Source organism: Cohnella sp. CFH 77786 (assembly GCF_019400745.1).
GTDB lineage: Bacteria > Bacillota > Bacilli > Paenibacillales > Paenibacillaceae > Cohnella.
Map to the genome: position 1 here is coordinate 166,010 of NZ_WJIB01000009.1, position 17,960 is coordinate 183,969.

Annotated in this window: 15 protein-coding genes and 2 riboswitches; of the genes, 10 read left to right on the forward strand and 5 right to left on the reverse strand. The window is 58.1% G+C overall.

All coding sequences use genetic code 11. The annotated features are described in order from the left end of the window. Window positions 1-83: 83 nt before the first annotated feature. Window positions 84-230, reverse strand: coding sequence for a YqzM family protein (locus GE107_RS14820; RefSeq protein ID WP_219640752.1), 147 nt, complete (start codon window positions 228-230; stop codon window positions 84-86). 208 nt (window positions 231-438) lie between these two features. Between GE107_RS14820 and uvrC the strand changes: the two genes are divergently transcribed. Then, window positions 439-2,373 carry an excinuclease ABC subunit UvrC gene (gene uvrC / locus GE107_RS14825; RefSeq protein WP_255570492.1) on the forward strand — a complete coding sequence of 645 codons (1,935 nt, stop codon included), beginning with the start codon at window positions 439-441 and terminating at the stop codon, window positions 2,371-2,373. 1,153 nt (window positions 2,374-3,526) lie between these two features. Here the strand turns inward: uvrC and GE107_RS14830 are convergent. Then, window positions 3,527-5,248, reverse strand: a complete 1,722-nt coding sequence (locus GE107_RS14830) for a CPBP family intramembrane glutamic endopeptidase (protein WP_219640753.1) — start codon at window positions 5,246-5,248, stop codon at window positions 3,527-3,529. Window positions 5,249-5,533: 285 nt separating this feature from the next. Further along, window positions 5,534-5,707: riboswitch (cyclic di-AMP (ydaO/yuaA leader) on the forward strand. Between the two features lie 94 nt (window positions 5,708-5,801). On the opposite strand from GE107_RS14830, the gene GE107_RS14835 reads away from it, so the two are divergent. The 5 genes from GE107_RS14835 (at window position 5,802) to GE107_RS14855 (ending at window position 10,957) form a co-directional block, all read left to right on the forward strand. Continuing rightward, on the forward strand, window positions 5,802-7,145 hold the full coding sequence (locus tag GE107_RS14835) for a TrkH family potassium uptake protein (RefSeq protein ID WP_219640754.1): 1,344 nt from the start codon (window positions 5,802-5,804) through the stop codon (window positions 7,143-7,145). A 24-nt stretch (window positions 7,146-7,169) separates the two neighbouring features. Next, the gene (locus GE107_RS14840) at window positions 7,170-7,832 is read left to right on the forward strand and encodes a potassium channel family protein (RefSeq protein WP_219640755.1); all 663 of its coding nucleotides are present in this window, start codon (window positions 7,170-7,172) and stop codon (window positions 7,830-7,832) included. Window positions 7,833-7,991: 159 nt separating this feature from the next. Then, window positions 7,992-9,272 (forward strand): ArsB/NhaD family transporter, encoded by a 1,281-nt coding sequence (locus GE107_RS14845; protein ID WP_219640756.1) that lies wholly within the window; start codon window positions 7,992-7,994, stop codon window positions 9,270-9,272. Between the two features lie 18 nt (window positions 9,273-9,290). After that, on the forward strand, window positions 9,291-9,572 hold the full coding sequence (locus tag GE107_RS14850) for a hypothetical protein (RefSeq protein ID WP_219640757.1): 282 nt from the start codon (window positions 9,291-9,293) through the stop codon (window positions 9,570-9,572). Between the two features lie 101 nt (window positions 9,573-9,673). Continuing rightward, on the forward strand, window positions 9,674-10,957 hold the full coding sequence (locus GE107_RS14855) for an ArsB/NhaD family transporter (protein ID WP_219640758.1): 1,284 nt from the start codon (window positions 9,674-9,676) through the stop codon (window positions 10,955-10,957). Here the strand turns inward: GE107_RS14855 and GE107_RS14860 are convergent. After that, window positions 10,938-11,540 (reverse strand): hypothetical protein, encoded by a 603-nt coding sequence (locus GE107_RS14860; RefSeq protein ID WP_219640759.1) that lies wholly within the window; start codon window positions 11,538-11,540, stop codon window positions 10,938-10,940. The two genes, GE107_RS14855 and GE107_RS14860, sit on opposite strands and share 20 nt — an antisense overlap. Before the next feature lie 132 nt (window positions 11,541-11,672). Between GE107_RS14860 and GE107_RS14865 the strand changes: the two genes are divergently transcribed. After that, window positions 11,673-12,458 (forward strand): polysaccharide deacetylase family protein, encoded by a 786-nt coding sequence (locus GE107_RS14865; protein ID WP_219640760.1) that lies wholly within the window; start codon window positions 11,673-11,675, stop codon window positions 12,456-12,458. Between the two features lie 88 nt (window positions 12,459-12,546). Here the strand turns inward: GE107_RS14865 and GE107_RS14870 are convergent, their stop codons facing one another. Continuing rightward, the gene (locus tag GE107_RS14870) at window positions 12,547-13,224 is read right to left on the reverse strand and encodes a 3D domain-containing protein (protein WP_219640761.1); all 678 of its coding nucleotides are present in this window, start codon (window positions 13,222-13,224) and stop codon (window positions 12,547-12,549) included. A gap of 7 nt (window positions 13,225-13,231) precedes the next feature. Next, window positions 13,232-13,390, reverse strand: a riboswitch (cyclic di-AMP (ydaO/yuaA leader). A gap of 192 nt (window positions 13,391-13,582) precedes the next feature. Further along, window positions 13,583-14,503: a LysR family transcriptional regulator gene (locus tag GE107_RS14875; protein ID WP_219640762.1), complete on the reverse strand. Its 921-nt coding sequence runs from the start codon at window positions 14,501-14,503 to the stop codon at window positions 13,583-13,585. A gap of 189 nt (window positions 14,504-14,692) precedes the next feature. Here GE107_RS14875 and GE107_RS14880 point away from each other — a divergent pair, with 189 nt between their 5' ends. Genes GE107_RS14880 through sdhB form a run of 3 tightly spaced genes read left to right on the forward strand, consistent with a single transcriptional unit; the run spans window position 14,693 to window position 17,912 of the window. After that, window positions 14,693-15,370 (forward strand): succinate dehydrogenase cytochrome b558 subunit, encoded by a 678-nt coding sequence (locus GE107_RS14880; RefSeq protein WP_219640763.1) that lies wholly within the window; start codon window positions 14,693-14,695, stop codon window positions 15,368-15,370. Between the two features lie 16 nt (window positions 15,371-15,386). After that, on the forward strand, window positions 15,387-17,144 hold the full coding sequence (gene sdhA / locus GE107_RS14885) for a succinate dehydrogenase flavoprotein subunit (RefSeq protein ID WP_219640764.1): 1,758 nt from the start codon (window positions 15,387-15,389) through the stop codon (window positions 17,142-17,144). Window positions 17,145-17,147: 3 nt separating this feature from the next. After that, window positions 17,148-17,912, forward strand: a complete 765-nt coding sequence (sdhB, locus tag GE107_RS14890) for a succinate dehydrogenase iron-sulfur subunit (protein ID WP_219640765.1) — start codon at window positions 17,148-17,150, stop codon at window positions 17,910-17,912. Window positions 17,913-17,960: the final 48 nt, after the last annotated feature.

A 17,960-nucleotide genomic window follows, 5' to 3' on the forward strand; every position in this document is an offset into this window, starting at 1 on the left:
AGCAGGGATTTTGCGAATGAAAAAACGCACCGCCGGCGCCGGAATCGGCATCGGGGTGCGTTTTCGTCGTGGATCAAGACCGTTTACGAAATGATGGCTTTCACGATGACCGCCGCGGCGAACACGACGACCATAAAGCCGAACATGACGGTGAATCCCATCGCGGTATCTTGAAAGTCGTCGCGGGGTTCTTCGTTCACGTGCAGGCGGGGGTCACGAACGTTATCCATGGGAAGCCTCCTGGTCAAACTTCATTACCCCTAGTATACCCAACATCGCTTTTTGTTGTAAAGGATTGCGATCGTGACAAGTTTGCGACAAAGCGGCGGTTTCCGGGAGCCACGGCTTCCGTCGTGTGCTACAATGGAGATCGGGAGGCGGCCGCGCGAGGTTCTGCTCCCGCCTGCTATGATTCGGAGAGGGAGGAACCTTCCCGCTATGGATACGGAAACGACACTGTTCCCGGACAGGGAGAAGGCGATGGAGAACATCCGCCGCAAGCTAGCGCTGCTTCCCGATCAACCGGGCTGTTATTTGATGAAGAACGGCGAAGGCAAGATCATCTACGTCGGCAAGGCCAAAGTGCTCAAAAACCGCGTTCGCTCCTATTTCAACGGAAGCCATGACGGCAAAACGCAGAAGCTCGTCTCGGAAATCCGGGATTTCGAATATATCGTCACCGCGAGCAATACCGAGTCGCTTATTTTGGAGTGCAACTTGATCAAGCAGCATTATCCGCGGTACAACGTGCTGCTGAAGGACGACAAATCGTTCCCTTACTTGAAAATCACGCACGAAGAGCATCCCCGTCTCGAGGTGACGCGGCGGATCGTGAAGGACAGGGCCAAGTATTTCGGCCCGTACCCGAACGCCTTCGCGGCGCAGGAGACGAAGAAGCTGCTGGACCGGCTGTACCCGCTGCGCAAATGCCGCACGCTGCCGGACAAGGTATGCCTGTATTACCATTTGGGCCAGTGCGTGGCGCCCTGCGAGTACCCGGTGCAAGCTTCCGAGTATGACCGGATGATCGGGGAAATGACGCGTTTCCTGAACGGCGGGCACACCGAGATCAAAAAAGAACTGCAGCGCAAAATGGCGGAGGCGGCGGAGGAGCTGCAATTCGAGCGCGCGAAGGAGTACCGTGACCAGATCGCGGCCATCGAGGCGCTCATGGAGAAGCAGACGATCAACCTTCATGACCATCAGGACCGCGACGTCTTCGGCTACGCCGTGGATAAGGGATGGATGTGCGTGCAAATCCTGTATATGAGACAGGGGAAAATGGTGCAGCGGCACGTGTCCGTCTTTCCTTATTACGGCGACGCCTATGACGATTTTCTCAGCTTCGTGACGCAGTATTACAGCGACAATCCGGCGCTGCCGCGGGAGATGCTGCTCCCCGAGCGAGAGAATTCGTCCGACGAAGAAGAAGTGTGCGAGTCTCTGCGCAAGTGGCTGAACATCAAAGCCGCGGTACCGAAGCGGGGGACGAAGAAGTCGCTCGTGACGATGGCGTGCGACAATGCGCGCGTGGCGCTCGAGGAGAAATTCCGGCTCATCGAACGGGACCAGGAGCGCAGCGTGAAAGCGGCGGAAGGGTTGGCCGAGTGGCTCGGCATTCCGTCCGCCGGCCGGATCGAAGCATTCGACAACTCGAATATCCAGGGGACGAACCCGGTATCGGCCATGGTCGTCTTCACCGACGGCAAGCCGGACAAGAAGGAGTACCGCAAATACAACGTGCGGACGGTGCAGGGGCCGGACGATTACGAAACGATGCGGGAAGTGGTGCGGCGGCGCTACGAGCGGGTACTGAAGGAAGGGCTGGCGCTTCCCGATCTGATCGTCGTGGACGGCGGCAGAGGCCACATCGCGGCGGCGATGGACGTCCTGACGAACGAGCTCGGCCTTGACATTCCCGTATGCGGCCTGGCCAAGGATGCCAAGCACCGGACCGCCCAGCTGCTTGTCGGCGATCCGCCTGAGGTCGTGCCGCTTCCGCGCGACAGCCAGGAATTCTATTTGCTTCAGCGGATCCAGGACGAGGTGCACCGCTTCGCGATCACGTTCCACCGCGAGAAGCGCGGCAAGTCCATGATCGCCTCGCGGCTGGACTCCATCCCCGGCATCGGGGAGAAACGGCGCAAGCAGCTTCTGAAGCATTTCGGCTCGCTTAAGGCAATCAAGGAAGCCGCGGTCGAGGATTTCCGCGCGCTCTCCATCGGCGAAGCGCTGGCTCGGCGCATCTTGGATGCGCTGAACGACGAGAAGCCGGAAGCCGCGGAGGCGGCGGATGAGGCGGGACTGGCCGAATCGGAGGCGGGGTATGCGGCAGCGGCGGAAGCGGGAGACGCCGGTTCGTCGCCTGCGTAAGCTGCATGCGGAACCGGGCGGCCTTGCCCTCATCTGGCTCTATGCGTTGCAGCAGAAACGGAAAGCAGCCTTCGGCTCCCTATGAGGGGGCGGAAGGCTATTTATGTGGCCGCGGATTTGTACCACTATCCCTTTCGCTCAGGTTGCGGTAGCCTCTCGATTAAGGGTGCTGTCCGCACCAAAACTTGGCCTTGCACGGGGAACGTTCGCTCATATGGCGCTGTCCGCACCTAGTCCAAGTTAATGCTCGAATTCCCGCATGCCTGATGCTGTTCGCACAAGATCCGGGGCCAACGCTCGAACACCCGCTTACATGGAGCTGTCCGAACCAAATCCGAGTCAAGTGATCGAAATGAGTCAAGTGATCGAATTCCCGCTTACATGGAGCTGTCCGAACCAATTCCGAGTCAAGTGATCGAATTCCCGCTAACATGTGACTGTCAGTACCGAATCCAAGTCAAGTGATCGGATTCCCGCTTACATGGAGCTGTCCGAACCAAATCCGAGTCAAGTGATCGGATTCCCGCTTACATGGAGCTGTCCGAACCAAATCCGAGTCAAGTGATCGAATTCCCGCTTACATGAAGATGTCCGAACCAATTCCGAGTCAAGTGATCGAATTCTCGCTAAAATGGAGATGTCCGAACCAATTCCGAGTCAAGTGATCGAATTCTCGCTAAAATGTGCCTGTCCGTACCATACTTGTTTCGCCGCTCTACCACCTACATTCCTTGAGCGAAGGGGGTTAGTTGACTTAAGCAACGTAAACTGAGCGAAAGGGATAGTGGCAATAATACACGAATCCGACGAATCAACGATACTTCAGCTCAGCCGAAATAGTGTCTGTGTGACACTAATCCGGCGAATCGACGTTACTGTGAGCGAAATAGTGTCTGTGGGACACTATTTCGACGAATCGGCGGCAATGTGAGCCAAATCGTGTCTGTGTGACACTAATCCGGCGTATCGACGTTACTGTGAGCGAAATAGTGTCTGTGGGACACTATTTCGACGAATCGGCGGCAATGTGAGCCAAATCGTGTCTGTGTGACACTAATCCGGCGAATCGGCGGCAATGTGAGCCAAATCGTGTCTGTGTGACACTAATCCGGCGTATCGACGTTACTGTGAGCGAAATAGTGTCTGTGGGACACTATTTCGGCGGATGGACCATGCGCCTGCCGCCGCCCCAAAGTCCGTGGGCCCACCGCAACGCATAGGCGACCGTGGCGGGAAGGACAAGACCGAGCAAACCGGCGGCCCAATGGCCAGGTAAGCCGTCGGACAAGATCTGCACGCTCATGAGCACCGAATCGAGCACGATGTGGGCGAACAGAACGGCGATCAAGCCGAACCGAAGCAGGAACCATCCGAACAGCAGCGCCATGATGACCAGCTCGATCAGCCGCGAATAGGCCGGATAAACGGCGTAGCCGACATGGCCGAACGCCCAGAACAGGCCGGGGGGAATCATGGCCAGTACCGTGAGCGCGGATTCGGCGCGGCGTGACGGTTTGCGGCCGAGGAGACGCGCCGCGCCGCCGACCAGCCAACTGCGGAACAGCCCGATGCCGAAGAGCCGGCTCTGCAGCTCCTCCGAGATGCCCGCACACCAAGCGAGTAGCAGCAGAAGCCACGGCAGCGTCATGTTGTAGGCGGACTGGCTTGCGTCCGAAGATTGAAACATGCCGATCCCTTGCTCGAGCCCGACCAGGATGACGGACTGAACGCCGAGGAGCAGAAGCGCCAGCGGATAGCCGGTTTTCATGCCGCCCAGCACAGCCTCTCCGAATCCCGCTTCCCGCCAGCTCGGCCACAAGGGCTTGCCCATCGATCTCCAAAGTCCGTCTCCGCCAACGGCGGCGAAATAGGTGAACATCGCCATTCCCGCCAGAATGACGAAGTTCACCGCGAGAATGGACGTCACCGAATCGCTGTCGCCCGACAGTCCTTCATCCAACAAGCCCGCGCGGAAGCCGGGGATCATGTTCAAATAGAAAGCCGAGTACAGGACCAGAAACACGAACGACAACCCGATTCCCCGGCGGAATGACGTATATTCCCGGTGCGAGACCGAATAGACGATGGCCAGGATCAACAGCGTTAACTGCGGAATGACGAATCCGAACGCGTTTAGCATTCCCGCTAATCTCTTCTGATCTGTCAAATAAGCCGCGAAGCTCTCGGGAACCCGGATTTCATAAGAAACGAGACCGTTTTTCCACGGCGGAGGAGCCGACGATAGGGGGTTGTAACCCGCGGGGACGCGTACTTTAAGCGCAAGGCGAGCCTCTTCCAAGTCGCCGTGGCGGAAGAGAAACGTCATCGTCCCGTCTGTGCCGGACGGCTTCCCGTCCCATTCCCAGTCTTCCGCTCGTTCGCCCCAGACTGCCGCATAGGAGAGCGCCCGCTCCGCCTCCTGCTTCGAATTTTCCCCGCCCGCGTTCGCTTGCTTCCCGCCGGTGTCCGGCCTCGCGATCCGCCTGTCGTCCTGCCATCCGACCAGCTTTCCGGTTTCCATTTGCAGGTAGAGCGTCAGCGTGCCGCTATCGCCGCCGAGCAGCAGATCCGCCCGGTACACGTCCGTCGGATGGTGCTGGGACCATGTTTGCTTATACCGCTCCAATAATTCCGTTTTCGAAAAATAACCGACCGCCCCGCTGTTGGACATATGCGTAATTTCGATACCGCTTCCGATCTGATCCCCGGAGATGCCGAACCGGGTTTCCGCGACGCTGCGCGCCGCCCGTTCGGCTTCTTCCCGGCTGATCGCCCGCCCCTCTCCCGCATCGGACCCCCAAAAGATCGGGAATACTTGAATGACGAGAAAAACGACGAACCCGATCCCAGCCGCCCAGACCCACAGCGGGCTCATGGGGATTAACCTGTTTCGCCCCAAATTCAACGCTCCTTTAGCGAAAGATCACGAAGTAAACGCATACAGCAAGCGTAGCATAGAGCAGACCCCGAATTCCAATCCGTTGCTCCGAAATTCGGCGCAAACGGAAGATAAAGGGCCGATAATGCATGCGCGGGCCGGATTCACCGCCGGCAGACCGCCCATAATCGCGGCGTTTGTCCGGATCGGCCCAAATTTGCTGTTGTCGCGCTCAGACGGAAGGACTATAATGCGAAAGTACGCTTATTACGCTATCAATATCATAACCTACAGCCGAATTTCTTTGTAGAAAACGGGGGAACCAACCAGCGCCGGCGAACCGGTTTCGCGCGCTTATCCGGGGTGAATTCAATCCGCGCCTGACGCGGGACGATAGGGCCGCCTGTTCAAGCCCGAACCCGACAGCTAACCTAGCAGGCTGCCCAGAACAGGACTCGCATGCGCGCTCCGAGCATTGGGGTTCCAATGCTTTTTTTAATGCCTGTTTATCCCGTCGGCGCATGCGGATTCCGACTTAGAGGTGACTTCCTTGTTCAGCAAATTATACCGGCTGCTTGTCGCTTCGCCGCCCAAGCTGCTCGTGCTCGGCTTTGCCCTCATCATTCTGGCCGGAGCGCAGCTGCTGACGCTTCCGATCTCGTCGGCCGCCGGACAGTCGACCCGCTGGATCGACGCTCTGTTCACCGCGACGTCGGCCACATGCGTCACCGGTCTGGTCGTCGTCGATACCGGAACGTATTACTCGACTTTCGGCCAAATCGTGATCCTCGTGCTGATCCAGGTCGGCGGTCTCGGGTTCATGACCATGGCGACCTTATTCGCCGTATTCCTGAAAAGGCGGATCTCGCTTAAGGAACGCCTCGTGCTGCAGGAGGCGCTGAACCAGTCGAGCATCGAAGGAATCGTTCGCTTGGTGCGCAAGGTTCTGGTGTACACTTTATTCATTGAGCTCGCGGGCGCGATTTCGTTTTCCCTGCGGTTCATGTTCGATATGGCTCCAGGACGAGCAATCTATTACGGAGTTTTCCATGCGGTTTCCTTCTTCAACAATGCGGGTTTCGATATCATGGGCGCCTTTAGAAGCTTTACGATGTACGTCGGGGACCCGTGGATGAACGTCACGGCCATGCTCTTGATCGTGCTCGGCGGGATCGGGTTCGTGGTGCTCGCCGATCTCGTGGATTTCCGCAGCAAACGCAGGCTGTCTCTGCATTCCAAAGTCGTCCTCAGCATGTCGGGCATGCTCATCCTCATCGGCACGATCGTGATTTTCACGTTCGAATACACGAACGGCCGCACGATGGGGCCGCTTGGGTTCGGGGAGAAGCTGCTGTCCGCGATGTTCCAGTCCGTTTCCCCTCGCACGGCGGGCGTCAATACGCTGGATATCGCCTCCCTGAGGCAGGCGACGCAGTTCATCCTCATCGTGCTGATGTTCATCGGAGCTTCGCCGGGCTCTACGGGCGGAGGGATCAAGACGACGACGTTCGCGGCGCTGATCGGCGCGGTGAATACGATGATCCGCGGCAAAGAAGACGTGGTCATGTTCAACTACCGGCTGGCCAAAGAGCGCGTCTACAAAGCGTTGACCGTGACCCTGTTCGCCCTCGCGCTCGTGATGACCGCGACCATGATTCTGTCGACGACGGAGGACCACCACTTCCTGATGATTCTCTTCGAAGTGACTTCGGCGTTCGGAACGGTCGGTTTGACGATGGGACTTACCCCCCACCTGACGCTCGTCGGCAAAATCATCATCATCCTGATGATGTTCATCGGACGGCTCGGCCCGCTTACGCTTTCCTACGCCATTGCTCCCAAACCGGGCCGCGTGCTGTACCGCAATGCCGAAGGCAAGATCATTATCGGTTGATTCTAAAGGAGAAGAACATCGAACATGAAATTGAACCAATTCGTCATCATCGGCCTGGGGCGGTTCGGCTCCAGCTTGGGCCGCGAGCTGGTCGAGCTCGGCTACGAAGTGCTCGGCATCGACCAGGACGAAGAGAAAGTGGACGAAATGAGCCGCGTGCTTACGCATGCCGTCGTGGCGGACGGAACGGATGAAGAGGTGCTCCGCTCGGTCGGCGTGCGGAATTTCGACTGCGGCGTCGTCGCGATCGGAGACGATATCCAGGCCAGCATCCTGGCGGCGATCCTCCTGAAGGACCTTGGGGTCAAAAAAGTGGTCGGCAAAGCGGTAAATGAGCTGCACGGAAGGGTGCTCGAGAAAATCGGGGTCGACCGCGTCGTGTACCCGGAGCGGGACATGGGCGTGCGCGTCGCGCACCAGCTCGTGTCGCCCAACCTTCTGGACTACATCGAGCTGTCGAAGAAATACACGATCGCGGAGCTCGGCGTTCCGAAATGCCTCTCCGGCAAAAGCCTTGCGTCGATTAACCCGCGCGGACGCTTCGGCTGCAGCGTCGTGGCGATCAATAAGCCCAAAGGCATGATCATCGCTCCGGTAGCTGACGATATCCTGACGGAGAACGACGTCATGGTCGTGATCGGAACGAATGAGCAGATCGAGGAGTTCCAGGAGTCGATCGAGAAGTAATTTTGCCGAGTTATCTTTACAACGGCGTTACCTGAATTTATAATCGGATAAGTGGAATCAATCATATATTGCATTTCCGGTGGAGCCTGCCAACAGCGGGCTCTTTTTGTTTTTTTTCGGGTTGCGCAAGCGCAGGAAACGGAAGTCAAGGAGGAGATCATGGAACAGCAAGCGATCTGGGCAATTATTATTTTTCTTGCGATGTACGCGCTTATCATTTCGGAGAAAATACACCGTACGATCGTGGCGATGGCCGGTGCGGTGCTGATGGTCGTCTTGGGGATCATCGACCAGGAAACCGCCCTCCACCATATTGATTTCAATACGCTGGGGCTGCTTATCGGGATGATGGTGATCGTCAATGTGACCGCGGAGACGGGGCTGTTCAAATATATGGCCGTCGAAGCGGCAAAAAAGGCGAAGGGCGAGCCGATCCGGATCATGATCGTCCTGGCGCTGATTACGGCCGTGTGCTCCGCTTTCCTGGACAACGTAACGACCGTCCTCCTAATGGTTCCGGTCACCTTCAGCATCACGCGCCAGCTGCGGGTGCGGCCCTTTCCCTTTCTTGTCACGCAAATCATCGCCTCCAACGTGGGTGGCACCGCGACCTTGATCGGGGACCCGCCTAACATTATGATCGGGAGCGAGGTAAAGGAATTGACGTTTATGGCGTTCCTCCAGAATCTGGCTCCGATTGCGATCCTGATCATGGCAGCGTACGTTCCGTTGTTCGTCCTGCTTTTCCGCAAGCAGCTGGAAACGACGCCGGAAGCCAAAGCGAGCGTGCTGGCCATGGATTCATCCGAATTGATCGAGGATCGCCGGCTGCTGATCAAATGCTTGACGGTAATCGGACTGACGTTGGCGGGGTTCTTCCTCCATCAGGCCTTTCATTTGGAATCGGCGACCGTGGCGCTGGCCGGCGCGTTCCTGCTTCTGCTGCTGACGGGGGAACACAAAATGGAGCATGCGTTGACGCGGGTGGAGTGGACGACGATCTTCTTCTTCGTCGGATTGTTCGTGGCCGTGTCGGGGTTGGTGGAAACGGGCGTTATCGCGAAGCTGGCTTCCGGAGCCATGGAATGGACGGGCGGCGAGCCCGTCGCCTCTTCGATGCTGATCCTATGGCTAAGCGCGATCGCCTCCGCCTTCGTGGACAACATTCCGTTCGTCGCCACGATGATCCCCTTGATCCAGGAGATGGGCCAGATGGGCGTGCAAAATCTGGAGCCCCTGTGGTGGAGCCTGGCCCTGGGCGCTTGCCTCGGAGGCAACGGGACGCTCATCGGCGCCAGCGCGAACCTGATCGTGGCCGGACTGGCGGGCAAGGAAGGCCACCCCATCCGGTTCGTCGAGTTCATGAAGCTCGGATTTCCGCTCATGCTGCTGTCGGTCGCGATGTCCAGCATTTATGTGTATCTCAGGTACTTGATGTAGATGGGAGCGAATGGACGAATGTTAAAGTATGAATTCGACCCGCGCATCCTGGATATCCGGGAAAGCGAGAACGAGAATGACGCCGAATTCCTCATCCGGATCCCGGACGGTTCGCCGGGTCTCGCGGAAATGAGGAAAGTACAGCATCATTTCGAGGATGACAACGACTACACCGATGTGCTGTTCTACCTGTATCCGAATCACGAATTCAAGGTCATCTTACAAAGAGAGCATTATGCGGACTTTCTCGCGGAACTAATGAAGAGGAAGCTTCTTCGGAGCCTGGAGTGGACGGATTAAAAGCAAAGTGAACCGAATACGAATCGCTGTCATGGAGGAGCCTGTCACCAAGGGCTCCTTTTTGCCTTTTTAGGACATCCCTGATAGGAGGAATCGTACTTATGGAAATGCAAGCCTACATCGCCATTGCCGTTTTTCTCGTCATTTACGGTTTGATTATTTCGGAAAAGATCCATCGAACCATCGTCGCGATGATCGGCGGCGTACTCATGGTCGTCCTTGGAATCGTGGATCAGGAGTCCGCTTTGCACCATATCGATTTCAACACGCTCGGCTTGCTGGCGGGCATGATGATTATCGTGACGGTGACGGCGGAGACCGGGGTATTCAAGTACGTCGCGGTGCGGGCGGCCAAGAAAGCCGGGGGGAATCCGGTCCGGATCCTGATCGCCTTAAGCTTGATCACCGCGGTCGGATCGGCCTTCCTGGACAATGTTACGACCATCCTGTTCATGGTCCCGGTTACCTTCAGCATTACGCGGCAACTTAAAGTGTCGCCGATGCCGTTTCTGATTACCCAGATCATCTCGTCCAATGTCGGCGGTACCGCGACGTTGATCGGCGATCCGCCGAACATCATGATCGGCAGCGCGGTGAAGGAATTGACCTTCACGGCTTTCATCTATAATCTGGCGCCGATCGCCGCCGCCATCATGCTGGTTTATATTCCGCTGTTCATCTGGATGTACCGCAAACAGCTCCGGACGACGCCGGAGCTTACCCGCAGCATCATGGAGCTGGACGAGAAGGAATTGATCACGGACCGTCCTTTGCTGGTCAAAAGCCTGTCGGTTCTCGGACTCACGATTTTGGGGTTCTTCCTGCACCAGGCGCTGCACCTGGAATCGGCCACGGTGGCGCTGGCGGGAGCTTTCCTGTTGCTGCTGCTTACGGGCGAGCATTCAATGGAACATGCGCTCAGCAAGGTGGAGTGGCCGACCATTTTCTTCTTTGTCGGATTGTTCGTTCTGGTCTCGGGACTGATTGAAACCGGGGTCATTGCCGAGCTCGCGGTTCGGGCCATCGAGATGACGGGCGGGGATCCGGTCGCCACGTCCATGCTGATCTTGTGGCTCAGCGCTATCGCGTCGGCGTTCCTGGACAACATTCCGTTCGTCGCCACGATGATCCCGATGATCCAGGAAATGGGCAATATGGGCTACGGGAACCTCGAGCCGCTGTGGTGGAGCCTCGCGCTCGGGGCCTGCTTGGGCGGCAACGGCTCGCTCATCGGGGCCAGCGCGAACCTGATTGCCGCGGGTTTGGCCGGCAAGGAAGGCCATCCGATCAAGTTCGTGCAGTTCTTGAAGGTCGGTTTTCCGCTGATGATTTTGTCGGCCGCCATGGCAAGCGTGTACGTTTATTTCAGATATTTGATCGGATGACCCGTCCGGTCAATGCATGGACGAAGATGAGCCCATCCTGGCCGGTCTGGACCGCGTATACGAGTGGGACCCCGGGCCGATCGGGCAAATAATAAACTCTCGTTTCCGTGATTTCGGCCGCCCGCGAGACGGACGCCAGCCATTCCCTTGCGATGCGGGCGGCTTTCTCCGCGGAGATGGCCGGATGCTTGGAACGGCGGAATAGCTGCCGCTCCAAATCCCGATGGATCGTTCCGCGGACGCTCCGGATGCTTCCGCCGGGATCCAGCTCGAACGTAAGGCCGTCCCCCCACACCGGAGTTCCGTACAAGAAGCGTTGCAGGCGGACTTCCGTTCCCCGATCCGCGCTTCCGGAAACCCCGGTGACGATCATCTCCCTTCTGGGATCGCGGATACCGAGCTGCTTCTTGCGGGTATACAGGTACGTATAGACGATCCATTCGGGCGTATGCTTGGATGGCTTGGACAAGGAGCCGGTCCATTCCACTTCGGGAAACGTTCCCACCTTCAACGCCGCAGGGCCGGAAAGCAGCAGCAGAACGGCAAGGCATCCGGCACAAATCGAGTATTTGATCCGAGACATAACGCGCACCTCCTTTAATTCCCATTATGGGAAAGGCAGGAACCCCGTATTCCGTTTTCCGGAATGATCCGCCCAAAATTCGCCAATCCTAGGGAAAGCCCCGGATCTTGTGCCGGAGAGGATGGTTGCGGGATGACCCGGTATGGTACGAAACGGGCGGCAATCTCGATCTTGTGCGCCTTTACGCTTGCACTCTGCATGCATTCAACCGTATTTGCTTCGGAAGCGGCCTTGAAGGCGGCGGATCAGCGCCCGAAAAAGATACAGTGGTCGGAATTGCAGCGGCGTTATAAAGGGGTTTTCGTGCTTTCCGCCGGCCGCGAGAAGAGGGAAGTGGCGCTCACCTTCGACGACGTGCCCGATCCGCGGTTCACGCCGAAGGTGCTAGACATCCTGAAGCGGAAGCGGGTGCGCGCCACGTTTTTCGTCGTCGGTACGCGGGCGAAGAAACATCCGGACCTCGTCAAACGCATTCATCGGGAAGGACATGCGATCGGAAACCACTCGTATTCCCATCCCGACTTTTCGCGAATTCCGCTGGCCAAGATGCAGCAGCAAATCCGCCGGACCGAGGACCGAATCCGGTCGCTTGTCGGCATTCGCCCCCGGCTCATCCGCCCTCCCTACGGGGAAGTATTGACGGACCAGTTGGAGTGGGCCAAGGGAGAAGGATATACCGTGGTCAATTGGGACGTCGATTCGTCGGACTGGCGGCAACTGACGCAAGAACAAGTATTCCGCAACGTCACGCGGGCCGTACGGCCGGGCTCCGTCGTCCTGATGCACGCGGGCGGGGGAGAAGGGCAGAGTCTGGCCGGCACGGTCGCGGCGTTGCCCCGGATCATCGATTGGCTGAGGGACCACGGTTACGAGCCGGTTACGCTGACCGAGCTTCTTGGCGTGTCCGAGACAAGGTGAATTCCGATATCGTGGTGCCCATGCGCAAAAAACTCCCCGTTCGAGTTCGTTCGGGGAGTTTTGCGCGTTCGCGAAGATTCATATTCGCTTATTTCAAAATATACACCTTCACGTTCTGGAAGCCGAAGGTCGAAACGAAAGAACGGGAGCCGGGGACGAAGATATCGATCCGGTTTCCTTTGATCGCGCTGCCGGAGTCGGTCGCCTTGGCGATCATGCCGCCCTGGGGCAGTCCGTTGAAATCGTATCCGGTGATGTACACTTTCGTGCCGAACGGAATGACTTTCGGGTCGACGGCGATCGTGCCGAGCTTGAGCGGGTTTCCGAAATAGTCGACGGGGCCCCAGCCGTTCTCCTCCGGAGCGTCGGAATACGCGGTCGCCTTAATGTCAAGCACCTTGGTGAAAGCGAGGGATTCTCCCGAAGCCGTCGTCACCGAGTTCGCGGTTTGGGCCGGATCCTTAACCGCATCCGCCTGCAAGGATGGAGCCGATTTCTTCGCCATGGCCGATTTCACGGTTCCCGAAGGAACGTTCAGCGTGAGCCCTTCATAGATGTTCATCGGATCGATGTCGGGATTGGCCTTCATGAGCTTCTCGAGAGGGACGCCGAATCTCTTGGACAGCAGCCAGAAGGTGTCGCCTTCTTGTGCCGTATACGGCGCGGAGGCGTGGGCGGCGTGAGCGGCGATTCCGGGAAGCAGAAGCGTGCCTCCCAGCAGCAGTGCGGCGGAGCGGATGCCCGTCTTTTTCCAATTCCAAATCATGTGCGGCAGTTCCTCCTTGTAATGGCCGGCGAGGTTAGTTGTCGGATTCGGGCTGGGAGTTCAGCCCTACGCGCTTGCGGCGCGATTCACCCCGAGCGCGGACGATCCGCGCGGCATCGAAATCTTTCCCCCGCACCCTGAAATAGGGAGTTTGCGAAGCAAACTCTCTCTTTTCGGGTTTTGGCCTTATGGTTTGTGAAACGGAAAGCACGATCATGCGCCATGCGGTTTCCGCGGATAAACGTTTCCTGCCTATCCAATGGAAGGGCTTTAACCGTTTATCCTTGTTGCAACGAGAATACCATACCTTCCCTGCCCGTCCTAGCGGTAGTTGTTGCCAACAGGCCGCAAACCCGCGTCACGACAGCTCTTTCGGCAAATGGGTCCCGCGGGCAAAATGGGCAGACGTTTCCTCGATCAGATAACGGATGGAAGGCGTGATCCACGCCGGATCGCCGTGGATCAGCGATGTCGTCCGCTTCGTCTGCTCGAGGTCGCGGACGCGGGCGACGTACAAGTCGTTGTCCTCCAGCAGCTGACGCCGCAAATACGATTTCGGGAGCAGCGTGCCCGCCCGGCAGGCGGAGAGCAGGCGGACGATCGCTTCGAACGAGTCGATCTCCATCTGAACGTCCGGCTTAACGCCGTAGCGGCGGAACAGCTCGTCCGTCAACGTCCGGTACCAGGTTCCCGGAGCGAAGAGTATCATCGGCAGTCCGTCCAAATCCGACATCTCCAGCTGCGTTCTTTCCAATATAAAATGCGTTCGCGGAAGGACGAGCATGAGATGATCGTCAAATAAGGGTAAACTGGTAATGGCGGGATCGTCATCCACGGCGGATGCGACGAGGCCGAAATCGACCTTGCGCTCCTTGACCAGCGTCGCGATTTCGTGTGACTTCCCGGTTACCGCCTTGATCTCCAGGCTCGGATGCTTCTCCGTCATCGCCGTGATCCAATCGGGCAACGTCGTCTGCAGAGTGGTAAGGCTCGCTCCGATCGTGACGACGGGGGCCTCGTCCGATTTGAACGCGTTGAGCTTCTGGAGGTACGCCCCGTGAAACCGGCGAAGCTCCAACGCGAACTCGTAAGTCAGCTGGCCGGCGGGGGTCAGCTCGAGCCGTTTGCCGATCCGGCGGAACAGCTGCGTGCCAAGCTCGGCTTCCAGCCGCGTGATGCGGCGGGACAGGGCGGGCTGGGAAAGATTGAGCCGCTCGGCGGCTTTGTTGAGGCTAGTATGCTCTACAACGGTGGCAAACAATCGCATATCCTCCAGCATGCGGACCGACCAGCCTCTCTTATATGCAAAATAGTTATAACAATTTATAAAAAATAAGCAGTTCCATTATAAGCAAAAATAGAGTAACCTTAAAAGCGGTGACAACTCGGTGACGATAATGGGAACAACATGTTACATCGAACGACCCAACGTCAACCGGCCGGACGCGAAAGGAGATCTAACGACGACATGAGTGGAAATTCGTACTTGCCCCGCAAGCTGCATTCGCTTCTGGGGGTCATTCCGCTGGGACTGTTCTTCATCGAGCATGCGCTGACGAACTATTCCGCATTCGAAGGCGGACGGGAGGGATTCCTGGACAGCGTTCACGGACTGCATAAGCTGCCATTGATTTTCTTCCTGGAGATGTTCGTCATTTGGCTGCCGATCCTGTTCCACGGCGTGTACGGACTGTACATCGCGTACCAATCGAACCTGAACACGGGAAGGTTCAGCTACGGACGCAACTGGGCGTTCGCGCTCCAACGGATCACGGGCGTGATCACGTTCATCTTCGTCATTTGGCACGTCTGGAATACCCGTGTGCAAGTGGCCCTCGGCCATACGACGTATGACGAAATCGGCAACCACATGCACCAGATCGTGACGCAGCCCTTGAACTTCACGCTGTACGTCATCGCGGTCATCGCCGCCGTTTTCCATTTCTCCAACGGACTTTGGGCGTTCCTGGTCAGCTGGGGGATCACCGTCGGCCCGCGCGCTCAACGCGTATCGTCCAATATTTGCATGGGCATCTTCGTCATCGTGTCCGTGCTGTTCCTGCTGTCTCTCTTCGCTTTCCGCAGCGACGAATTCGCTTCGGCGGCCGCAGCAGGCGCGGCATTCGGCCCGGTAACGTTCGGTTAAGGGGGAAATCATCACCATGGCGAAAAACAAAATTATCATCGTAGGAGGCGGCCTCGCCGGCCTGATGGCCACGGTCAAGGCGGCCGAGTCGGGCATGCGGGTCGACCTGTTCTCTCTCGTGCCGGTCAAACGCTCGCACTCCGTGTGCGCGCAGGGCGGGATCAACGGCGCCGTCAACACGAAGGGCGAAGGCGACTCCCCTTGGGAGCATTTTGACGACACGGTCTACGGAGGCGACTTCCTGGCGAACCAGCCGCCGGTCAAGGCCATGTGCGAAGCGGCTCCCGGCATCATCCATTTGATGGACCGAATGGGGGTCATGTTCAACCGCACGCCGGAAGGCTTGCTCGATTTCCGCCGGTTCGGCGGCACGAAGCACCACCGCACCGCGTTCGCGGGCGCGACGACCGGCCAGCAGCTGCTGTACGCGCTGGACGAGCAAGTCCGCCGCTGGGAAGCGGCCGGCCTCGTCCAGAAATTCGAGCACTGGGAGTTCACTTCCGTCGTGCTCGACGACGATGGCGTCTGCCGCGGCATCGCGGCGCAGGACCTTCGCTCCATGGAAGTAAAGACATTCAAGTCGGACGCGGTCATTCTGGCCACCGGCGGTCCGGGCATCATCTTCGGCAAAACGACGAACTCCGTCATCAATACGGGGACGGCGGCCAGCGCCGTGTACCAGCAAGGCGTGTATTACGCGAACGGCGAGTTCATCCAGATTCACCCGACGGCCATCCCGGGCGACGACAAGCTGCGCCTCATGAGCGAATCCGCGCGCGGCGAAGGCGGCCGGATCTGGACGTACAAGGACGGCAAACCGTGGTACTTCCTCGAAGAGAAGTATCCGGCTTACGGCAACTTGGTGCCGCGGGATATCGCGACGCGGGAAATTTTCCACGTTTGCGTCGATATGAAACTCGGCGTGAACGGCGAGAACATGGTTTACCTGGACCTGTCGCATAAGGATCCGAAAGAGCTCGACGTCAAACTGGGCGGCATCATCGAGATCTACGAGAAGTTCATGGGCGACGACCCGCGAAAAATCCCGATGAAAATTTTCCCGGCGGTCCATTACTCCATGGGCGGCATGTGGGTCGACTACAACCAGATGACGAACATCCCCGGCCTGTTCGCCTGCGGCGAGTGCGAGTATCAATACCACGGCGCGAACCGCTTGGGCGCGAACTCGCTGCTGTCCGCGATTTTCGGCGGCATGGTCACGGGTCCGAAGGCGATCGAGTACATCAAAGGCTTGAAGAAATCGGCGGAAGACGTCTCCGAGAGCGTGTTCGAGCGCGAAGCGTCCAAGCAGACGACGAAGTACGAATCGATTCTCAAAATGGACGGAACCGAGAACGCGTATGTGATTCATAAAGAGCTTGGCGAGTGGATGACGAACAACATGACCGTCGTCCGTTACAACGACAAGCTGCAGCAGACGGTCGACAAAATCAAGGAACTGAAACAGCGCTACGCCAAGATCAACATCAACGATACGGCACGCTGGAACAACGCCGGCGTCGCGTTCACCCGCCAGCTGTGGAACATGCTCGAGCTGGCCGAAGCGATGACGGTCGGGGCCCTGCTCCGGAACGAAAGCCGCGGCGCGCATTACAAGCCGGAATTCCCGGACCGCAACGACGACGAGTTCCTGAAGACGACGAAGGCGAAGTGGACGCCGGACGGCCCGCAGATTTCCTACGAGGAAGTGGACGTCTCGCTGATCAAGCCGCGGATTCGCGACTACTCCACGGACAAGAAGAAGGAGGGTTAACCCATGGCGGAAACGGCAACGAAACAACGCACGGTCAAATTCATCATTACGCGCCGGGAACGTCCGGACGCCGCTCCTTACACCGAGGAGTTCGAGGTGCCTTACCGTCCGAACATGAACGTCATCAGCGCCTTGATGGAGATCCAGCGAAACCCGGTCAAGGCGGACGGAGGCAAGACGGCTCCGGTTTGCTGGGAATCGAACTGCCTCGAGGAAGTGTGCGGGGCCTGCTCGATGGTCATCAACGGCAAACCGCGCCAAGCCTGCTCGGCGCTCGTCGATAAGCTGGAGCAGCCGATCCGGCTGGAGCCGATGTCGACGTTCCCGGTGGTGCGCGACCTCGTCATCAACCGCGAGCGGATGTTCCAGGCGCTCAAGAAGGTCAAAGCCTGGATTCCGATCGACGGCACGTACGATCTCGGTCCGGGTCCGCGCATGGCAGAGTCCAAGCGGCAATGGGCGTACGAGCTGTCCAAGTGCATGACGTGCGGGGTCTGCCTCGAGGCTTGTCCGAACGTCAACGACCGCAGCACGTTCATCGGACCGGCTCCGATTTCGCAGGTTCGCTTGTTCAATGCTCATCCGACGGGCGAAATGAACGCGCATGAGCGCCTGGAAGCGCTGATGGACGACGGGGGCATCGAAGGCTGCGGCAACTCGCAGAACTGCGTGCGTTCTTGTCCGAAAGGCATCCCGCTCACGACATCCATCGCGGCGATCAATCGGGATACGACGAAACAGCTGTTCAAAAAGTGGCTGAGCATGTAACGGAACGAAGAGGCCTGTTGATATTCGTCAACAGGTTTTCTTTTTTGT